This window comes from Achromobacter sp. B7, from assembly GCF_003600685.1.
In the GTDB taxonomy this organism is placed as follows: Bacteria; Pseudomonadota; Gammaproteobacteria; order Burkholderiales; family Burkholderiaceae_B; genus Achromobacter; species Achromobacter spanius_B.
The window spans coordinates 3,320,936-3,338,382 of the sequence record NZ_CP032084.1 but is presented as its reverse complement, the minus strand read 5'-3'; the positions used below and the strand labels follow the sequence as shown (position 1 = coordinate 3,338,382).

Annotated in this window: 16 protein-coding genes and 4 pseudogenes; 8 read left to right on the top strand and 12 right to left on the bottom strand. The window is 65.1% G+C overall.

From position 1 onward, the window contains the following. Positions 1-50: 50 nt before the first annotated feature. Entirely contained in the window at positions 51-1,043 is a 993-nt protein-coding gene (locus DVB37_RS14920) for a tripartite tricarboxylate transporter substrate binding protein (RefSeq protein ID WP_120155959.1), read from the top strand. Between the two features lie 36 nt (positions 1,044-1,079). Further along, positions 1,080-1,223: pseudogene (locus tag DVB37_RS28950) on the top strand (3-oxoacyl-ACP reductase); the annotation flags it as partial. Here the strand turns inward: DVB37_RS28950 and DVB37_RS28690 are convergent. Together DVB37_RS28690 and DVB37_RS14905 are read right to left on the bottom strand one after the other, a co-directional pair. After that, positions 1,200-1,334 (bottom strand): annotated as a pseudogene (locus DVB37_RS28690) (alpha/beta hydrolase); the annotation flags it as partial. The pseudogenes DVB37_RS28950 and DVB37_RS28690 sit on opposite strands and share 24 nt — an antisense overlap. Before the next feature lie 30 nt (positions 1,335-1,364). Beyond that, on the bottom strand, positions 1,365-1,757 hold the full coding sequence (locus tag DVB37_RS14905; protein WP_104145243.1) for a VOC family protein: 393 nt from the start codon (positions 1,755-1,757) through the stop codon (positions 1,365-1,367). A 274-nt stretch (positions 1,758-2,031) separates the two neighbouring features. Here DVB37_RS14905 and DVB37_RS14900 point away from each other — a divergent pair, with 274 nt between their 5' ends. Then, positions 2,032-2,766 (top strand): SDR family oxidoreductase, encoded by a 735-nt coding sequence (locus tag DVB37_RS14900; RefSeq protein ID WP_120155957.1) that lies wholly within the window; start codon positions 2,032-2,034, stop codon positions 2,764-2,766. Here DVB37_RS14900 and DVB37_RS14895 read toward each other — a convergent pair. The 4 genes from DVB37_RS14895 to DVB37_RS14880 form a co-directional block, all read right to left on the bottom strand. Beyond that, positions 2,701-3,654, bottom strand: a complete 954-nt coding sequence (locus DVB37_RS14895) for a LysR family transcriptional regulator (protein ID WP_120155955.1) — start codon at positions 3,652-3,654, stop codon at positions 2,701-2,703. The two genes, DVB37_RS14900 and DVB37_RS14895, sit on opposite strands and share 66 nt — an antisense overlap. A 52-nt stretch (positions 3,655-3,706) precedes the next feature. Further along, entirely contained in the window at positions 3,707-5,329 is a 1,623-nt protein-coding gene (locus tag DVB37_RS14890; RefSeq protein ID WP_120155952.1) for an EAL domain-containing protein, read from the bottom strand. Positions 5,330-5,571: 242 nt separating this feature from the next. Next, positions 5,572-6,357: an SDR family NAD(P)-dependent oxidoreductase gene (locus tag DVB37_RS14885; RefSeq protein WP_120155950.1), complete on the bottom strand. Its 786-nt coding sequence runs from the start codon at positions 6,355-6,357 to the stop codon at positions 5,572-5,574. Positions 6,358-6,366: 9 nt separating this feature from the next. Then, entirely contained in the window at positions 6,367-7,353 is a 987-nt protein-coding gene (locus tag DVB37_RS14880) for a tripartite tricarboxylate transporter substrate binding protein (protein ID WP_046806334.1), read from the bottom strand. Between the two features lie 266 nt (positions 7,354-7,619). On the opposite strand from DVB37_RS14880, the gene DVB37_RS14875 reads away from it, so the two are divergent. Beyond that, a complete protein-coding gene (locus DVB37_RS14875) occupies positions 7,620-8,585 on the top strand; it encodes a tripartite tricarboxylate transporter substrate binding protein (protein ID WP_052946082.1) in 966 nt (321 codons plus the stop codon). Positions 8,586-8,844: 259 nt separating this feature from the next. On the opposite strand, the gene DVB37_RS14870 is transcribed toward DVB37_RS14875, so the two are convergent. Next, entirely contained in the window at positions 8,845-9,696 is an 852-nt protein-coding gene (locus DVB37_RS14870; RefSeq protein ID WP_120155948.1) for a class I SAM-dependent methyltransferase, read from the bottom strand. A 119-nt stretch (positions 9,697-9,815) separates the two neighbouring features. Here DVB37_RS14870 and DVB37_RS14865 point away from each other — a divergent pair, with 119 nt between their 5' ends. Then, the gene (locus DVB37_RS14865) at positions 9,816-11,876 is read left to right on the top strand and encodes a transcriptional regulator (protein WP_205571564.1); all 2,061 of its coding nucleotides are present in this window, start codon (positions 9,816-9,818) and stop codon (positions 11,874-11,876) included. 78 nt (positions 11,877-11,954) lie between these two features. Here DVB37_RS14865 and msrA read toward each other — a convergent pair whose 3' ends face one another. Both msrA and msrB read right to left on the bottom strand, forming a co-directional pair. Next, the gene (msrA, locus tag DVB37_RS14860; RefSeq protein ID WP_120155946.1) at positions 11,955-12,662 is read right to left on the bottom strand and encodes a peptide-methionine (S)-S-oxide reductase MsrA; all 708 of its coding nucleotides are present in this window, start codon (positions 12,660-12,662) and stop codon (positions 11,955-11,957) included. A 42-nt stretch (positions 12,663-12,704) separates the two neighbouring features. Beyond that, entirely contained in the window at positions 12,705-13,211 is a 507-nt protein-coding gene (msrB, locus tag DVB37_RS14855) for a peptide-methionine (R)-S-oxide reductase MsrB (protein WP_046806331.1), read from the bottom strand. Here msrB and DVB37_RS28945 point away from each other — a divergent pair. Next, a pseudogene (locus DVB37_RS28945) lies at positions 13,210-13,458 on the top strand (hypothetical protein); the annotation flags it as partial. The gene msrB and the pseudogene DVB37_RS28945 overlap by 2 nt on opposite strands. Here the strand turns inward: DVB37_RS28945 and DVB37_RS14850 are convergent. The 3 genes and pseudogenes from DVB37_RS14850 to DVB37_RS14840 all read right to left on the bottom strand — a co-directional run. Continuing rightward, a pseudogene (locus DVB37_RS14850) lies at positions 13,351-13,629 on the bottom strand (pentapeptide MXKDX repeat protein); the annotation flags it as partial. The pseudogenes DVB37_RS28945 and DVB37_RS14850 overlap by 108 nt on opposite strands. 41 nt (positions 13,630-13,670) lie before the next feature. Beyond that, positions 13,671-14,462 (bottom strand): molybdopterin-binding protein, encoded by a 792-nt coding sequence (locus tag DVB37_RS14845; RefSeq protein ID WP_046806329.1) that lies wholly within the window; start codon positions 14,460-14,462, stop codon positions 13,671-13,673. 10 nt (positions 14,463-14,472) lie between these two features. After that, positions 14,473-15,102, bottom strand: coding sequence for a cytochrome b/b6 domain-containing protein (locus DVB37_RS14840; RefSeq protein ID WP_120155941.1), 630 nt, complete (start codon positions 15,100-15,102; stop codon positions 14,473-14,475). A 147-nt stretch (positions 15,103-15,249) separates the two neighbouring features. Between DVB37_RS14840 and DVB37_RS14835 the strand changes: the two genes are divergently transcribed. Both DVB37_RS14835 and DVB37_RS14830 read left to right on the top strand, forming a co-directional pair. Then, positions 15,250-15,978: a response regulator transcription factor gene (locus DVB37_RS14835; protein WP_046807345.1), complete on the top strand. Its 729-nt coding sequence runs from the start codon at positions 15,250-15,252 to the stop codon at positions 15,976-15,978. After that, positions 15,975-17,447, top strand: coding sequence for a HAMP domain-containing sensor histidine kinase (locus tag DVB37_RS14830; RefSeq protein WP_104145234.1), 1,473 nt, complete (start codon positions 15,975-15,977; stop codon positions 17,445-17,447). Before DVB37_RS14835 ends, DVB37_RS14830 begins: the two co-directional genes overlap by 4 nt.

Here is a 17,447-nt window from a genome sequence, read left to right as displayed (position 1 = left end):
AAGGCGGGCCCAAAGAGGCCGCCTCGAACATATTCCTGGAGACAATCCCCATGCACCCCTCGCGCAGAGCGTTCCTGATCAACGGCCTGACCATGGCAACGGGCGCGGCCATCCTGCCGTGGACTTTTGCGGCGCGCGCCGCGCAGTATCCCGATAAGCCGGCCCGCCTGATCATCCCGTACCCGCCGGGCGCCGCCACCGACACGCTGGGCCGCATGGCGGGGCAGGTATTCGCGGACGCACTGGGCCAACCCTTCGTCGTGGAAAACCGGGGCGGCGGCGGCACTACGATCGGCACGCGCGCGGTGGCGGTGTCCGCGCCGGACGGCTACACCATCGGCATGGTCGACTCCACGTTCACCATCAACCCCGGGCTACTGGGCGACCGCCAGCCCTACGACGCCATCAAGGATTTTGCACCGGTCTCGCTGATGGCGACCGCGCCGTTCGTCATGGTGGTGCATCCGTCGGTCAAGGCAAGCGACGTCGCGTCCTTTGTCGCGCTGGCCAAGGCGCAGCCGGGCACGCTGTCGTTCGGGTCGGCGGGGGTGGGCAGCGGTCCGCATCTGGCGGGCGAGCAACTGCGCCAACAGGCCGGCGTGGACGTGTTGCACGTGCCGTACCGTGGCGGCGGCACCGTCATCACGGACCTGCTGGGCGGGCAGGTGCAGTTCGCCTTCGCCACCGTTCCCACGCTGCTGGAACACATCAAAGGCGGGCGCCTGAAAGCCTTGGCCGTCACCAGCCCGCAACGCGCCAGCCAGCTGCCCGACGTGCCCACGTTCACCGAGGCAGGCCTGCGGGGCGTGGACATTTCGCCACTGTTTGGCCTGGTGGCGCCGGCCGGCGTGCCGGAACCCATCATTCAGAAGCTGTCGGCAACGCTGGCTGAATCCGTGCGCAAAGGCGCACTGGGCGACAAACTGGCCGGGCTGGGCTTTCAGCCGGTGGGCAGCACGCCGGCCGAATTCGCGCAGCGAATCCGCGACGATGTGGCCAAGTGGACGGCGGTGATCCAGCGGGGCGGGATCAAGGCAGAGTAGGGGGCGCGGACAGGCATCGCGCTTGTTGACGGCGTGGCGGACTTTGCGTCCACCACCGAAGCGCAGTTCGACGCGCTTTTTGCGGTGCACGTCAAGGGCGTGTTCTTTCTTACCCAGGCCTTGCTGCCGCTGCCGGCGGACGGCGGGCGCATCGTCAACTTCCCCGCGCACGTTGGTCGCCGCATTGCGCATGACGACCGCCATGTTGTCGCCGCAGGATTTTTCTCCGCCGATGGCCAGTACCGGCATGGCCTGCTTGGTTTTCGACAACGCGACGTTGTCGGCGACGTCGTGCATGGCGATGGCATTGAACTGGCGGTCTCAGCCTTGCACAGGCGTACACAACTCGACCAGCGTGCCGTCGGGGCAGCGCAGGTACGACACCACCTGACCCCAAGGTTTGGCGGTCGGGGCGCTTAGCTCGGTTGCGCCCCGCGACAAGGCCCGGGCATGGGCGGCGGCCACGTCATCCGTCACAAACGCCACCTCCATGCCCAGCGGCTTGGCCGACGCCGACGCTTCGACGTGCCCGGTGGCGAAGTTCATTGCCCCCAATTCATGCGCCGCGAACGCCAGCGTGGTGGCACCCGTATCAAGCTCACCGTAGGTTTTTGACTCGTGCAGGAACCGCACCGGAAAACCGAACGCGCCTTCAAAGAACGACAGGGATGCCGCCACGTCAGGCACATAGATGATGGTGTATCCAAACTTCATGAGGTGTGTCCTTGAAAGCGCTGGGTTAGGTGGGGTCGAGCATACTGGAACAGAATGGACAGTGCTGCTTTAGACGGGTATTCGGCGGAAGACCGCACGTACTCGATGTCGAGTAATGACGACGCCGTCAACGCACTCGCAGACGGCATGGATTAAAGCGTGTGCCGCGTCCACATAGAACATCCGATACCCCCATCGGACATTCCTGCTGGCCCGCCGCGCGGCATGACGAGAACATCGTTCATTTCCAAACATCCATTCAAAGGAAATGAGCATGACCAACCCTCTTGCAGGACAACGCATCGTGGTCGTCGGCGGCGGCTCGGGCATGGGCCTGGCGCTAAGCGCCCGGTTGCTGAGCATGCATTGCGACGTCGTGGTCGTGGGCCGATCGCGCGACAAACTGGACGCTGCGGCCACGCAGCTGCAAGCGTTTGGCGAGCCGCGCGTGTGTCAGGCGGACGTGACCAGCGAAGCGCAGGTGCAGCGGCTTTTCGAAGACATCGGCCACGTGGACCATCTGGTTTGCACCGCCGCCGACATCCGGGGCGCCTACGAGCTGCTGCCCGACCTGGCTCTGGACGCGCTGGACCGGGCGATCCGCTCGAAAGTTGTCGCGCCCATCTTGCTGGCCAAGCATGGCGCCGCACGGATGCCGGCGCACGGTTCAATCACGCTGACCTCGGGCATTGCCGCCTATCGACCCCGGCCCAAGGGCGTGGCGGTGGCCGCGATCAATGCCGCGTTGGAAGGGGCGGTGCGCGCGATGGCGGTCGAGCTGGCGCCGTTGCGCATCAACGCGGTATCGCCGGGATGGGTGCGCACGCCGATCTGGAACGATGTGGCGGGCGCCGACAGTGACGCGTTGCTGGCGTCGATGGCCGAGCGGCTGCCGGTGGGGCGGGTGGGCACCGGCGACGATATCGCCGATGCCATCCTCTTTCTACTTGGCAACGGCTACACGACCGGCACCGTGCTGCACGTCGATGGCGGGCATCGCCTGGTCTGAGCCCGGGGTCGCAAGCCGGATCATCTGAATGAACGCGGCAACCTGGCGCGTGGGTTCGCGATGCAGCGTAAGAAGGCAGATGGGCAGGCCTACTCCCTGTGTGGCCAACGGCCGCCATACGGGCTGCGCCGCCGTGACGGCCGGGCCCATGGCCATCCTGGGAAGGATCGATATTCCCAAGCCGGCGGACACCATCTGCATCAAGGCCGGCACGCTGTCGGCCACGCCGCGAACGTGGGGCCGGACGGGGGCGTCCTGCAACAGGGCCTCAAGGTGTTCCCGATACCGGCAGCCCTGCATCGTAACGATCAGCGGGTAGTCGGCAAGCGCGTGCGGGTGGATTTCGGTTGCGTGCGCCAACGGATGGCCGGGCGGCAGCACGACGCCCGGCCTGTCCCGGGCTATGGTCTCCACGCGGAGCCTGGCGTTGTCGGCCGGCCAGCCGTGCACCAGCCCCAGGTCGGCCGTTGCGTCCAGCACCGCCTGCGCGGTGGCCGAGGAATTTCTTTCCTGGACCGCAACCTGGGTGGCGGGATACCGCTCGGCAAGCGCCAGCAGTTGCGGAACCAGCACGCTGGTGCACAAGGTTTGCGGCGCGGCCACGCGGATAGTGCCTCCCGGATCATCGACGTTGTCGCGAACCTGCCGGAACGCTTCATCGGCCAACGCAAGCAGCTCGCGGGCGCGCGTGGCCAGCCGTTCCCCCGCCGCCGTCAGTTGCAAGCGGTTGTTCTGGCGAATGAACAGCGCATGACCCACGCTGTCTTCCAGCGCTCGCACCTGTTCCGTCACGCTGGGCTGCGACAGGTGCACGCGTTTGGCGGCTTGCGTGAAGTTCAACGTCTCTGCTGCGGCAATGAAAATCTTCAGCTGTCGTAGTTGGAACATGGGGTGGTCGCGGTGCGATAGGGGAAGGGGGGACGGCGGCGGGTCGGCGGCATTACGCGCGCCGCATGAATTCCAGGAAAGCCTCGGCGGTCAGCGGTCGGCTGATCAGATAGCCTTGAATGCAGTCACAGCCCGCGTCTTTCAGCGCATCGGCCTGGTGTTGGTGTTCCACGCCTTCGGCGATGGTCTTCATGCCCAGCGCGCGGGCAAGGCCGACAATGCTTCGGATGACCGCCGACGCCTTCTCTGACGCCAGCAATTCCCGGACGAACGACCGGTCGATCTTGAGCGTGTCCACGGGAAGGCGGACCAGGTAGCTAAGGCTGGAGTAACCGGCGCCAAAGTCATCCAGCGATGTGGATATGCCGGCGCCTTTCAACGCGGCCAGCACCGATGTGGCCATGTCGATATCGCCCAGCAAGCCGTCTTCCGTGATTTCGATATCCAGCAGGGTGGGGCAGACGCGGTGCCGCCGCGCGGCATCAAGAATGCGGTCTGCCAGGCCCTTGTCCAGCAGTTGCCGAGGCGACAGGTTCAGGCTGGTCCGGGGTACGGTGACGCCCAGCTGTTGCCATACGGCGATTTGGCGGCAGACGGCATCGAACAGCCAATCGGCCAGATGGCCCTCGTAGGAAGAATCAAGCAGCAATGCCAGAAACGCGTCCGGCGTCAGCAAGCCGCGTTGGGGATGACGCCAACGAAGCAGCGCCTCGACGCCGGCCAGGGAACTGTCGGCCAAGGCAATCTGCGGCTGAAAATGCAGTTCGAACTGGTGGGTCGAAAACGCGGCACCAAGCTCAGAGCGCAGTGCCAAGCGGTCGCGCATGCCCCGGTCCAGCGCCGCGTCATACACGCGGATATGAAGATCTCCCGAGGACTTTGCGGCGTACATGGCGGTGTCGGCCTGACTCAGCAACGCCTCGGCGGATTCGGGTTTTTCTCCAAGCAGCGCGATACCAATGCTGGCAGAAAGCAATAGCGATCGATCGCCTGTTTCAAACGGCGCTGCAAGCGTATCCAGCACGGCGCGCGCGCACGCTTGCGCGGCGCTTTCCGAGGTGTTGCGCAACACCAGAACAAACTCGTCACCGCCCACCCGCGCGGCAAAACACGTGGGTTCGACCAGGGTGTTCAGCCTGTTGGCAAACCCGCGCAGCAACGCATCGCCGACGGCATGGCCGAATGCGTCGTTGACGTCTTTCAGCTGGTCCAGATCGATAAACAGCACCGCTACACAGGCGCCCTTGCCGGCGCTACTCAAGCCCGCATCCGCGACCGCGCCCGCTAGCGTTTCCATGCACTTGCGGCGATTCGGCAAGCCGGTCAGATAGTCGTGGGTGGCTTCGAATTCCAGTTGTGCCGCGTGCTCGTGTTCGCCCGTGACGTCGCGAAACAGCACCGTGATGCCTTCATCGTGGCGAAACGATCGCGCTTCAAACCAGGTGCGCAGCGGGGAGTAATAAGCGGTGTGGCGACCGGGGACGCCCGTGGCCGCCGTCTGCTGGTAAATCCGGTAATAGCCCGAGCCCACCAGGTCCGGGTAACACTGCCAGATGTCGCGCCCAAGCAGGTTTTGCCGGTCCTGCTGCAAGTAGCGTTCGGCGGTGTCGTTCAGGTACGTAAACCGCCACGACTTGTCGATCGACATGAACCCGTCGCTTAGGCTGTCCAGCATTTCCGCCAGATGTTCCGGTGCAGGCTGACGCGAGTCGGCAGGGGGCGACTGGGTTGGGCGAGGGGCGGGGCGTCGTGCCATTGTTGGATCTTCGTTCGCGTCGGACCAAGAAAGGCATGACAGGTCCGCAAACCGTGGATCGCTGTATTTTAGCGGCCCTCGCCGCCACCGGAAATCAGGGGTGCGCAGGCATGCGCCGCGTGGAGCAAAGCGCTGCTGTCTACCCCCTTCAGCGTTCGGTTTCAGCTTGCATACAGATTCGTCAGTGATGCTTTCAGGAAGCCGCCATCCACCACGATGTCCTGCCCATTCACATAGTGCGACGCGTCGCTGGCCAGAAAGGCCACGGCGCCCGCGATGTCCGAGGGAAGGCCGATGCGTCGCGCCGGGATGTGGGCGACGCGTTTTTGCAGCACGGCGTCGTCGCGGTAATGGGGTTCCGACAGCGGCGTGCGGATCATCCCCGGGCTGATGGCGTTGGTGTGTATGCCCAGGGGGCCCCATTCCACCGCCATCTGGCGGGTCAGCGCCAGTAGGGCAGACTTGGTCGAACCGTAGGCGCCCACACGCGTGGGCGTGTGGGCAGAGATCGACGCCACATTGATGATGCTGCCCGCCTGTTGTTCGCGCATCAGCGGAAACAGCTTCTGAGCGCACAGCAACGCGCCGCGCAGATTGACGCGAAAGATGCGGTCCCATAAGTCGATCGGGAACGCCTCCAGGCCCACCGGCGCGGCGCTGATGGCCGCGTTGTTGACCAGTATGTCGCAGCGGCCGAAGCGCTGCGCCACTTGCGCGGCCATATCCGCCACCGCGTCCGGCTCTGCGATATCGCAGCACAGGTTCAGCGGGCTATCCGCCTGGACGCCGGCGTCGCCCGCGTTGACGTCCACCTGCACGACGGCCGCGCCCATCGATTGAAGTTGCCGGCAGATGGCCAGGCCGATGCCGCCGCTGGCGCCGGTGACCACGGCCACGCGGCCTTGCAAGGCGTTTACCGCAAAAGGCGTGTTGAAAGAGGTATCCATGCGTGCCGCCTATTTGTTTTTCAAGTCGGCCACTTGCGCCAGGCCTTGCCAGATGACCGCGTCGCGCTTGATCGATGCCGCGAATTCCTTGGCGGAGATATCCGCGGGGATGATCATGTTCTGGCCTTCGATTTTTTCGCGGACATCGGGGGCGTGCTGCGCGCGATAGATCTCGGTGTTGAGCCGGTCGATGATCTGGGGCGGCGTGCCCGCCGGCGCAAAAACGCCATACCAGCCATCGGCTTCGAAGTTGTAGCCTTGTTCGGCCAGCGTCGGCACATCCATCGTGGCGGGCCAGCGCCGCGAACCCGTCTGGCCCAGCGCGACCAATTTGCCGCTACGCATGAATGGAATCGGCGAGGCGATGTCCATGAAGCCGACGCTGATGGTGTTGGCGATCAGGTCGGTGCTTTCCGTGACCAGCTGCTTGTACGGAATGTGCGGCATGTCCAGACCGTAGTGCGCCTTGATGCCTTCCATGGCCAGGTTGCCGGATGAGCCCGTTCCCCACGAACCGTACGCCAACTTGCCGGGGTTGGCCTTGGCATAGGCGACCATGTCCGCCAGGTTCTTGAACCCCATGCTGGGGTTGGCGACCAGCAGGATGCCCGCGGCGCCGACCTGCGCAATGGGCAGCAGGTCTTTGTCCGGGTCGTAAGGCAGCGAGGGCAGCACCACCGGGTTCAGCAAGATGGCGGACGAGGGCGCCAGCAGCAAGGTGTAGCCGTCGGGCGCCGCCTTGGCCACCGCGTCGCACGCAATCATGCCGTTGGCGCCGGGCTTGGATTCCACGACGATGGGCTGCCCAAGCGTCTTGGACAAGGGGGCGGCGATCAGGCGGGCAAAAATGTCGCCACCCGCGCCGGGCGAACCGGCGACGACCAGGCGAATGGGGCGGTCGGGCCAAGCGCTGGGGGCGGCCAGGGCGTTGACGCCCAGGCCCAACAGCACGCCGCCCAGCAGGATGGCCCGTCGGGCGGGAAGGGGATGGGTCATGGCTTGTCTCCGGAATGTTTGAATTGATTTTTCAATTCACTTTTGAGTTATCTGGAGCTCTAAATTCTAGGTAGCTGAACCGGCTTGGCTATAGCTCGGGGCGCAGATCAGAACTGCATGAATCGAAGGAGTCATGGGCATGGCCGATGGCGGCGCGCGGTGCCGGCGTGCTGCATTTTTTGCAGAAGACATCTTCAGAATTCGGCGGAATGGATCGCGCGGCGGCTCGATACACTTTCGCGGGGACAACTGAAAAAGAGCAAGCCATGCCTTTCACCATTCGCCGCCGTCTGCTGCTGACAGGCGCGGTGTTCAGCGCACTGTTTTCCTTTTCGGCCGCCGCGCAAACGGCGTATCCGGACAAGCCCGTGCGGCTTGTGGTCCCGTATCCGCCGGGGGCCGCTACGGACGCCATCTCGCGCGCGTTCGCCCAGCAACTCGGGGCAATCATGGGGCAGACTGTGGTGGTGGAAAACCGGCCGGGCGCCGGCTCGGCCATCGGCATCATGGCCGTCAAGAACCGGCCCGCCGACGGCTACACCTTGCTGGTGCATGCCGAAGGTTTCTACAGCGCGAAGCTGACGACGCCCGGCGCGGGATACGAATTTTCGGACTTCGACATCCTGGCCCCGCTGGCCCAAAGCAGCTACGCCTTCATCGTGCCGGCCGACCGCGGCTGGAACTCGCTTCAGGACCTGAAAGGCGTGAAGCGCGAAATGGACATCGGCATTGCGGACCTGGGCATCGGCACCTATTCCACCTTGGCGGCCAGGCTGGCAGCAAGCCTGGGCACGCAATACCGCCCGATTCCCTTCAAGGGCGGGGCCGAAGGGCTGACGGCCATCCTCGGGGGCCAGATCGACGGCTACTTCACCACGATCGGCACCACGCAAAGCGTCAAGGACAATCCGCACGTCAAGGTGCTGGCCTACACCGGGCGGCCGGGCAGCGTAAGCCATCTGCCGGGCGTGAAGACGTTTGCCGAGCTTGGCGTGCCCGACATGGTGTTTCACAGCAGCTACAGCGTGGCGGTGCGCAGCGGTATTCCCGAACCCGTGCGTACGCAGCTTGCAAACTTCGTCAGGCAGGCCGCGACGTCAACGGCGATGGACAAGGCCCGGCAGGATCTGTATCTGGACGGCTACCGCGGCAGCCTGGACGACTACAAGCAAGAGCAGCTGCGCTTGTCGGCCGAGTTCGAGGCCAGCGCAAAGCAGCGCAAGCGCGAGTGATCGCAGCGGCACTCTGTGCCGGATAACAGCGGGCACATAGAACCAGCAGGCGCGCGGGCAGGCGTATGATTTCAGGCGAAGGACCAGCACCGGCCTGGCGGCGGGCCGCAAGCCCGCGCGCCAGCTTTGCATGCCACATGCTTCGCATCGCCCCGTCTGCCCGCCACGCGGATGGGAAGGAAGGCGTCGCGCCATGGACCATCTGCTTGCTGTCCGCCCGGGTAGCACCTGCGCCACGGGGCTCCGGGCAGCGTCCCCGTCACTGACGGGTGATCACGATTTCCAGGTATTCACTGGGCACCACCACCCCGGCATCGCCAGAGCGATTGAACCGGTCTATTTGCGCTATCAGGTCGCTTTCCAGGGCGGCTTGCGCGGCGGGCTCCAGTATGGAAAACGCCTTGAGGACCGGGCCGTAATAGCTTTTGAAGACTTGCAGCCAGTGCGCCGGCGAGCGATACCGGAAAACGAAATGTCGCGGTTCCGCTTGGATCGCCTTGGCATGTGCGCCGAACATCTCGTCGATACGCGCGCGGGTGCCCCACAGCGCGGGCGATTTGACGCCGGCCGGCGGGGGGACGTGCTTGCCGATCGTCTTGAAAATCTGGCCCACGAAGCCCTCCGGCGTCCAGTTGGCCATGCCGATTTTGCCGCCTGCACGGCAGACACGCACCAATTCGGCGGCGGCCTTGTCCTGGTCGGCCGTGAACATCACGCCGAAGGTGGACATGACGGCGTCGAAGCTGCCGGGCGCGAAAGGCAGGGCTTCGGCGTCGGCTTCCTGAAACTCGATCTTCAGCCGTTCGGCGGCGGCGCGTTCGCGGGCTCGGCTCAACAGCGCGGGCACATAGTCGGTGGCGACGACCTCGCACCAACGCCGCGCCGCTGCCAGCGACGCATTGCCGTTACCGGCCGCCACATCAAGCACCTTTTGCCCGGCGCGCACATCCATCGCCTCGCACAGTTGTTCGCCGACGATCTGAAGCGTGGTGCCGACCACGGCGTAGTCACCGCAAGACCAGGTGGCTTGCTGGCGGGTTTTTACGGCGGCCAGATCGGGCGGCGCGGCAACCGGCGCAAGAGGAACGGCGGCAATATCGGTTGGGGACATAGCTGGACTCCATTGACACAAGGTGAAGGCGTGGGCGGATATCGCCGACGCGGTGCCGATGCGCGGACGAAAGGCTATTCGGGTAGCGCGCGATCGGGACTCAACCGTAGAGCGGGCGCGTGGAGGCCAACGTGGTAGCCGGCGTGGAATTCGCGTCGACCGGGGGGAAGGGTATTCCCCAGAGCGGCGCCATTCATATCCAGCTGCTGGGGCCGATGGCGATCCGCCGCGCGGGCGTGGCCCTGCCGCTGCCGCCATCGCGCAAGCTGCGCGCGCTGGTGGCATACCTGGCGCTGGCCACGCACCCGGTGTCCCGGGCATATCTGTGCGAACTGCTCTGGGACCTGCCGAACGATCCGCGCGGCGAGCTTCGTTGGTGCCTCAGCAAGGCGCGCCCGTTGCTGGACGACGCGGACCAACGCCGCGTGCAGGCCGCGCAAGACAGCGTGACGCTGGACCTGCACGACTGCCACGTGGATGGGGTCGACATTGAAGAGGCGATGCGGCAGGGTATCGGCAACGTGGGTGTGGAACCGTTGCGCGCGATGGCGGCGCTGTTCGTCGGAGAATTCCTGGAGGGGCTGCACATCCGGTCCTGCCCGATGTTCGATAGCTGGCTGGTGGCGCAGCGGCGGCGGTTCAGGGCATGCCAGGCCGCGGTGTTGGAACATTTGGCGGCGCTGCTGCCGGACGGCTCTGAAGAGCGCTACGACTGCCTGGACAAATGGTTGCGCCTGGCGCCGTTCGATCGCCACGCGCACATGCTGATGCTGCAATCGCTCAGTGCGCGAAAGCAGCTTCGCGAAGGCGAAGAACACGTGGCCGCCGCGATTCGCGCGTTTGAAGACGAAGGGCTGGACTGGCGACCGTTGCGCGATGCGTGGAGCCAATTGAGGCGGCAATTGGGGCGGGCGCCATCCGACCCGCCTGAACCGCCGGCTGGCTTGGGCAGGGCGGTGCTTGCCGCGCAGGCAGAAGGCAGCAAGGATCACACCGGTCGCGCCTCGATTGCCGTGATGCCGTTCGCGGACGCGTCAGCACCTGGCGGGGTGCGGGGCGGCCTGGGCGATGGCCTGGCTTACGACATCATCACGCGATTGGCAAAGCTGCGTAGCCTGTTCGTCATTGCGCAGGGCACCGTGTTTGCCCTGGATCAGCGCAGCGTGGGGCCTGAAGAGGCCGGGCGGACGCTGAGTGTGGACTTCGTGGTCAGCGGCTTGCTGCGACGGCACGCCAAGCGGATCGTCGTTGACGTGGCGCTGGTCGAGGCGCGCACCGCGCGCATCGTGTGGGCGGAAACGTTCGATCACCCGATGGACGACGCCTTTGTGGCGCTGGACGACATCGGCAACCGGATCGTCGCCTCGGTCGACATCGAAATTGAATCCGCCGAGCGCGAGCGCGCTATCCTTACGCCGCCGAATTCGCTGGACGCCTGGTCGGCCCATCATCGCGGCCTGTGGCACATGTACCGGTTCAACCGGGCGGATAACGCGCGGGCAAGGCATTTCTTCGAGTTGGCGCTGCGGCTGGATCCCACGTATTCGCGGGCGTACGCCGGGCTGTCGTTCACGCATTGGCAGGACGCATTCCAACGTTGGGGCGAGCAAAATTCGTCGGTCGATCTCGCGTACAAAGCGGCCGGCCAGAGCCTGATCGCCGACGACCGGGACCCCGCTGCGCATTGGGCCATGGGTCGGGCGCTGTGGCTGCGCGGCAGCCAGGAGCCGTCATTGTCGGAATTGCAGCGCGCCGTGGACCTGAGCCCGAACTTTGCGTTGGGCCACTACACCTTGGGTTTTGTCCATTGCCAATCCGGCGACGCGCAGGCGGCGATTGGCTCTGCCGATCATTCGCGCCATCTGAGCCCCTTCGATCCCTTGATGTTCGGCATGCTGGCGGTTCGCGCGCTGGCTTTGGTGCGGTTGGGCCGGGTCGCCGAGGCCGCCGACTGGGCAGTCAAGGCGGCCATGCGTCCCAACGCTCACGTGCACATCCTGGCAATCGCCGCGCACTGCCTGGCGCTGGCCGACAGGCAGGACGAGGCGCTGGCGTTTGTGGCGCTCATTCATCAGTCGAATCCCGCCTATGGCATCTCAAATTTCCTGGACGCGTTCCGCCTGACGCCCGACACGCAAGCCCTGTTCAAGAATGCCGCCAGGCGAATCGGCTTCGAGTGACGCACGCAGAATGCACGCGGGCCCGCACGCCACCACCGACCCATGGCAGCGCGCCCGCGCTCAGATCTTCGGCCAGGCTTACTTGCCGTTCGCGCCCACCAGCACCGGCTTGTCGCGATATTTATCCGGGAACGTCTTCGCCAGATTTTCCACCTTGGGCACGTCGTTGATCACGATGTACATGCTGTTCGGATTACGCACCAGGTAATCCTGGTGATAGCCCTCGGCAGGGTAGAACGCTTGCAGCGGTTCCACAGTGGTGGCCAATGGCTTGGAATACACGCCGGTCTTGTTCAGCTGCGCGATATAGGCTTCGGCCACTTTGCGCTGCCCGTCATTCGCCGGGAACACCGTGGATCGATATTGCGTGCCACGGTCGGGGCCCTGGCGGTTCAGTTGCGTGGGGTCGTGGGCGACGGAAAAGTAGATTTGCAGCAGCTGCCCGTAGCTGACCTGCTTGGGGTCGTAGGTGATCTCGACGGCTTCGGCGTGGCCCGAGCGGCCGCCGCTGACGGTGTCGTAGTTGGCCGTGTCAGCCTTGCCGCCGGCGTAGCCCGAGACGGCGTTGCTGACGCCTTTGACATGCTGGAACACGGCCTGCACGCCCCAGAAGCAGCCGCCGGCGATGACGGCCTTTTCTTGCGCGGCGGCGGCCTGGGCGTCGTCGACAGACGGGGCGGGGATAATGAACGCGGTTTCAGCGGCGCGGGAAGCACCCGCGCCCGCTGCCAGCAGGCCGCACGCGGCGGCAAGCGCGGCGCAGAATTTTTTGGCTTGGAAGTTCATGGTCAGAGGATTCCTGAAAGAAAGGGGTAGCGGCTTGGCGCCTCAGCCCTGTGCGGCAAAGGTCATGGCGACCCCGTTCATGCAGTACCGCAGGCCGGTGGGGCGGGGGCCGTCATCAAAGACGTGGCCCAGGTGCCCACCGCAGTTGGCGCAGTGCACGGCGGTGCGGACCATGCCGAAGCCGGTGTCGCGCGTTTCGCCCACGGCGTTGGGCAGTGGCTGCCAGAAGCTGGGCCAGCCGGTGCGGCTGTCGAATTTGGTGCTGGACGAGAACAGGTGCTGCTCGCAGCCGGCGCACGAAAACGTGCCGGTGCGGTGTTCGTCGTTCAACGGGCTGGTGTAGGGGCGTTCGGTGCCCTCGCGGCGCAACACCTGGTATTGCGCGGGCGTCAACCGGGCGCGCCATTGCTCGTCGGTCAACGCGTAGGGAAAGGAGGCAGCGGCGGCGGTGCCGGCCGAGGCGTTACGCGGGGTCAGCCAGGGGGCCAGACCCGCGGCAAGCGCGGCGGCGCCGCCCAGCGTCAGGAAGTGTCTGCGGTTCAAAGTCATGGCGTGGCTCCGTCAACAATGCGGCATGCCGGGCGCGGGCCAATCGGGCGGCCCGCGCGCGTGCGGCTTGCTGCGCTTACTTGCTCATTCCGTCCTTGGACATCGAATCCTTCTTCATGCCGTCGTGCGACATGCCGTCTTTCGCCATGCCGTCTTTCGACATCCCATCCTTGGACATCCCGTCTTTCGCCATGCCGTCCTTGGCCATGCCGTCTTTCGCCATGCCATCCTTGGCCATGCCGTCCTTCGCCATGCCATCCTTCGACATCCCATCCTTGGCCATGCCGTCCTTGGACATCGAGCTTTTGCTCATGCCGTCTTTGCTCATGCTGTCCTTGCCCATGGTGTCGGCGGCGTGCGCGGCGACGGCGCCAAATGCCAGGCACAGGGAGAAAGCGGCGGTGGTGATTTTCTTCATGATGCGTTCCTTTGATGGAGGGGGTAAGACAGGAATTTCACCTAGCTTCCGCCGAACCAGTTGTAGCCCTGGTCCTCCCAGTAACCGCCTGGGTAGGTGTTGGTGACGAAAATGGCCTGTATATGCTTGGGGTTCTTGTAGCCAAGCTTGGTAGGCATGCGCAGCTTCATGGGGAAGCCGTACTCGGGGGGCAACGTCTTGCCGTCATAGGTCAGCGCCAGGATGGTCTGCGGGTGCAGCGCCGTGGGCATGTCGATGCTGGTGTAGTAGTCGTCCGCGCATTTGAAGCCGACGTACTTGGCCGTCAGGTCCGCGCCGACACGTTTCAGAAAGGTTGAGAAGGGCACGCCGCCCCATTTGCCGATGGCGCTCCAGCCTTCCACGCAAATGTGGCGCGTTACCTGGTCCACCTGCGCCATGGCGCGCAGTTCTTCCAGGCGCCATTGGCGCTTGTCGGCCACCATGCCGGTCACTTCCAGGCGGTACGATTCCTCTTGCACGTGGCGCACTTCGTCGATGCCGTAGTACGCGTTGAAGGGAAACGGCCGGGTAATCATGGATTCCGGATAGGTGGGCGCCAGCTTGTTCGGGTCGAACAGCCAGCCCTGTACGCGGTCGTTGAAGCGCGACACCGATGTCAGCGCCTTTTCCACGTTTTCGTCGTCCGACAGCGAACACCCGGACAGCATCGCCACGCCACCCAGCGTCAGGCTGTTGCGCAGGAAGGCGCGGCGCGACGGCTGCTCGACGCGCCGGGCAAGCAGGTTCCTGGCTTCTTTCAGAATGGCCGCGCCGTCCAGGCCCAGCAGCGACAAGCGTTTCTTTTGGCTCATGTCGGGCTCCTTATTTGCCGCGGATCATGGCGATCAGGCTACGGGGCACCAGCGCCACCATCACCAGATGCACCGCCACGAACGCCACCAGCAGGGCCATGGCGACAAAGTGGATGCGGCGCGCGAATTCATAGCCGCCCATCAAGTCGCGCAGCATGCTGAACTGCACGGACTTCCACAGCACCAGGCCGGACAAGACCAGCACGGCGATATCGACCATGACGAACAGGTAGGCCAGCTTTTGCACCTGGTTGTAGTGGCGCAGGTCGCCGTGGGACAGCTTGCCGTGCAAGGCCGCGTTCAGGTCCGTGGCGACGCCGCGCGGGCTGACGGGGAAGAATTTGCGCCGCAACCGGCCGGTGGCCAGGTTCAGCGTCAGGTACAGCAGGCCGTTGAAAAACAGCAGCCACATGCCGGCAAAGTGCCATTGCAGCGCGCCGCCCAGCCAGCCGCCCAGGGTGATGTTGTTGGGAAAGGCAAAGTCAAAGAACGGGGCGGCGTTATAAATGCGCCATCCGCTCATGACCATCAACACCACCGCCAGGGCATTGAGCCAGTGCATGATGCGCAGCCAGCCGGGGTGGATGACGCCGCGAGGCCGGGCGGCGGGGGAAATGTGGGGGGCGGGGCTTGCCATCATGGCGGGTCTCCGGGGGCGGGGTGCTGTCGTTGGAGCCATTCTTGTCCCAGGCCGATATCGAAGTCCTCACGCAAACTTAAAAAAATTGTGATAACTGGCCGCCCGTGGATTGGCGACAATGGCGGTATTCCTACCCCCGAGCCGCCCATGGACACCCCCCGCCGCGTGTTGATTGTTGAAGACGACGCCCACATTGCCGAATTGCTGCGCCTGCACCTGCGCGACGAAGGCTACGAGGTGGAACACGCCGCCGACGGCAACGACGGCATGCGTCGCCTGGAAGAGGGCAACTGGGACGCGCTGGTGCTGGACCTGATGCTGCCCGGCATCGACGGTCTGGAAATCTGCAAGCGCGCGCGGGCCATGGCGCGCTACACCCCCATCATCATCACCAGCGCCCGGTCGTCCGAGGTGCATCGCATCCTGGGCCTGGAACTGGGCGCCGACGACTATCTGGCCAAGCCGTTTTCAATGCTGGAACTGGTGGCGCGCGTGCGGGCCTTGCTGCGCCGAAGCAGCGCCATCGAACGCAATGCGCGCATCGACGCCGGCAGCCTGGCGGTGCACGGGGTGTCCATTGACCCGATTGCGCGCACGGTGGACGTGGACGACCGCCGGCTGGACCTGACGCCGCGCGAATTCGACCTGCTGCATTTCTTTGCGCGCCATCCCGACAAGGTGTTTTCCAGGATGGACTTGCTGAATCACGTGTGGGGCTATCAGCACGAAGGCTACGAACACACGGTCAACACGCATATCAACCGGCTGCGCACGAAAATCGAAGCCGACCCGTCCGACCCCCGCCGCATCCTGACGGTGTGGGGCCGGGGCTATAAATTCGCCGCCGAACCGGGCGCTGCCGGAGGCCCGACATGAAACGATTTACCTTGACCCAACGCCTGTCCGCCGTGTTCGCGATGCTGCTGCTGGCGTGCTGCGGCGCATCGGCGTGGTTGCAGATCGCCGCCAACTCCCGCTATGAACAAGAGGTGGTGCAGCGCCTGTCCAGCGGGCTGGCACAACACATCGCGGGCACCACGGAATTGATGGATGCCAACGGCTGGAAGCCCGACGCCGTGCGTTCGCTGTTCGACATGCTGATGGCGGTGAACCCGGCCGTGGAGGTCTATCTGCTGTCCAACGACGGGCGCATCGTGGGCGATGCCGCGCCGGCCGGCCAGATCAAGCGCGCGCAGGTGGACCTGGCCCCGGTCAAGCATCTGCTGGCGGGCGGCATGCTGCCGATCGTGGGCGACGACCCGCGCAGCCAGGACGGCCAAAAGGTGTTCAGCGCTGCGCCGGTGCGCGTGGGCGGGCAGGAAAAAGGTTATGTCTACGTGGTGCTGCAAGGGCAGGCGCACGACGCGCTGGCGATGGCGGTGTCGCGTAGTTCCGTGTTGCGCACCACGTTGTGGTCGATTGCGCTGGTGGCCTTGTTGGGGCTGGTGGCGGGCTTGACGGCGTTTGCGCTGATCACGCGGCCACTGCGCGAGTTGACGCGAGCGGTACGCGCATTCGAGGGCGATGACGGCAAGGCGCTGGCCGCCCTGGGCCGCCCGGGCGATGACACCGACACCAGCCAGGACGAGATCTCGGTGTTGCGCCGCAGCTTTGTGCAGATGGGTCGACGCATTTCCGACCAATGGCGCGAACTGACGCGGCAGGACCAGCAGCGGCGCGATCTGGTGGCCAATATCTCGCATGACCTGCGCACGCCGCTGACGTCGTTGCATGGCTATCTGGAAACGCTGCGCCTGAAAGAAGACACCCTGAACCCCGGCGAACGGCGCCGCTATCTGGACATCGCGCTGGGGCAAAGCCGCAAGGTGGGGCGTCTGGCGCAAGAGCTCTTCGAACTGGCGCGGCTGGAGTCCGGGCTGGTGCGGCTGGAGCCAGAAACGTTTTCCTTGCCGGAACTGGTGCAGGACGTCATGCAAAAGTTCGAGCTTGCCGCCGAGGCGCGCCAGCAACAGCTAAGCACCGACATTCCGCAGGCACTGCCGCTGGTGCGGGCAGACCTGGGGCTGATCGAACGCGTGCTGACCAACCTGCTGGACAACGCCATCCGGCACAGCCCGCCGGGCAGCCGCATCGATTTGCAGCTGGGCGTGGCGCAGAACCGGGTGCAGGTGCAGGTCAGCGATACGGGCCAGGGCATACCGGAAGAACTGCGCACGGGCTTGTTTACGCGCGCCTCGGCGCTGAACCGCGGGCCGCGCGATGGCGGCGGCTTGGGGCTGGTAATCGTGCAGCGCATCCTGCAACTGCACCAAAGCGAGATCCGGCTGGTGGAACGCCCGGAGCCGGGCGCGGTGTTTCAGTTTGATCTGTCGGCGGCGCGATAG

Excerpts from the sequence above, each read along its gene's own strand:
- DVB37_RS14920 (WP_120155959.1), top strand. The coding sequence starts at position 51 with ATGCACCCCTCGCGCAGAGCGTTCCTGATCAACGGCCTGACCATGGCA.
- DVB37_RS14845 (WP_046806329.1), bottom strand. The coding sequence starts at position 14,462 with ATGAGCCAAAAGAAACGCTTGTCGCTGCTGGGCCTGGACGGCGCGGCC.
- DVB37_RS14890 (WP_120155952.1), bottom strand. The coding sequence starts at position 5,329 with ATGCTGGACAGCCTAAGCGACGGGTTCATGTCGATCGACAAGTCGTGG.
- DVB37_RS14870 (WP_120155948.1), bottom strand. The coding sequence starts at position 9,696 with ATGTCCCCAACCGATATTGCCGCCGTTCCTCTTGCGCCGGTTGCCGCG.
- DVB37_RS14830 (WP_104145234.1), top strand. The coding sequence starts at position 15,975 with ATGAAACGATTTACCTTGACCCAACGCCTGTCCGCCGTGTTCGCGATG.
- msrB (WP_046806331.1), bottom strand. The coding sequence starts at position 13,211 with ATGACTTTGAACCGCAGACACTTCCTGACGCTGGGCGGCGCCGCCGCG.
- msrA (WP_120155946.1), bottom strand. The coding sequence starts at position 12,662 with ATGAACTTCCAAGCCAAAAAATTCTGCGCCGCGCTTGCCGCCGCGTGC.
- DVB37_RS14885 (WP_120155950.1), bottom strand. The coding sequence starts at position 6,357 with ATGGATACCTCTTTCAACACGCCTTTTGCGGTAAACGCCTTGCAAGGC.
- DVB37_RS14895 (WP_120155955.1), bottom strand. The coding sequence starts at position 3,654 with ATGTTCCAACTACGACAGCTGAAGATTTTCATTGCCGCAGCAGAGACG.
- DVB37_RS14900 (WP_120155957.1), top strand. The coding sequence starts at position 2,032 with ATGACCAACCCTCTTGCAGGACAACGCATCGTGGTCGTCGGCGGCGGC.
- DVB37_RS14905 (WP_104145243.1), bottom strand. The coding sequence starts at position 1,757 with ATGAAGTTTGGATACACCATCATCTATGTGCCTGACGTGGCGGCATCC.
- DVB37_RS14875 (WP_052946082.1), top strand. The coding sequence starts at position 7,620 with ATGCCTTTCACCATTCGCCGCCGTCTGCTGCTGACAGGCGCGGTGTTC.
- DVB37_RS14835 (WP_046807345.1), top strand. The coding sequence starts at position 15,250 with ATGGACACCCCCCGCCGCGTGTTGATTGTTGAAGACGACGCCCACATT.
- DVB37_RS14880 (WP_046806334.1), bottom strand. The coding sequence starts at position 7,353 with ATGACCCATCCCCTTCCCGCCCGACGGGCCATCCTGCTGGGCGGCGTG.
- DVB37_RS14840 (WP_120155941.1), bottom strand. The coding sequence starts at position 15,102 with ATGATGGCAAGCCCCGCCCCCCACATTTCCCCCGCCGCCCGGCCTCGC.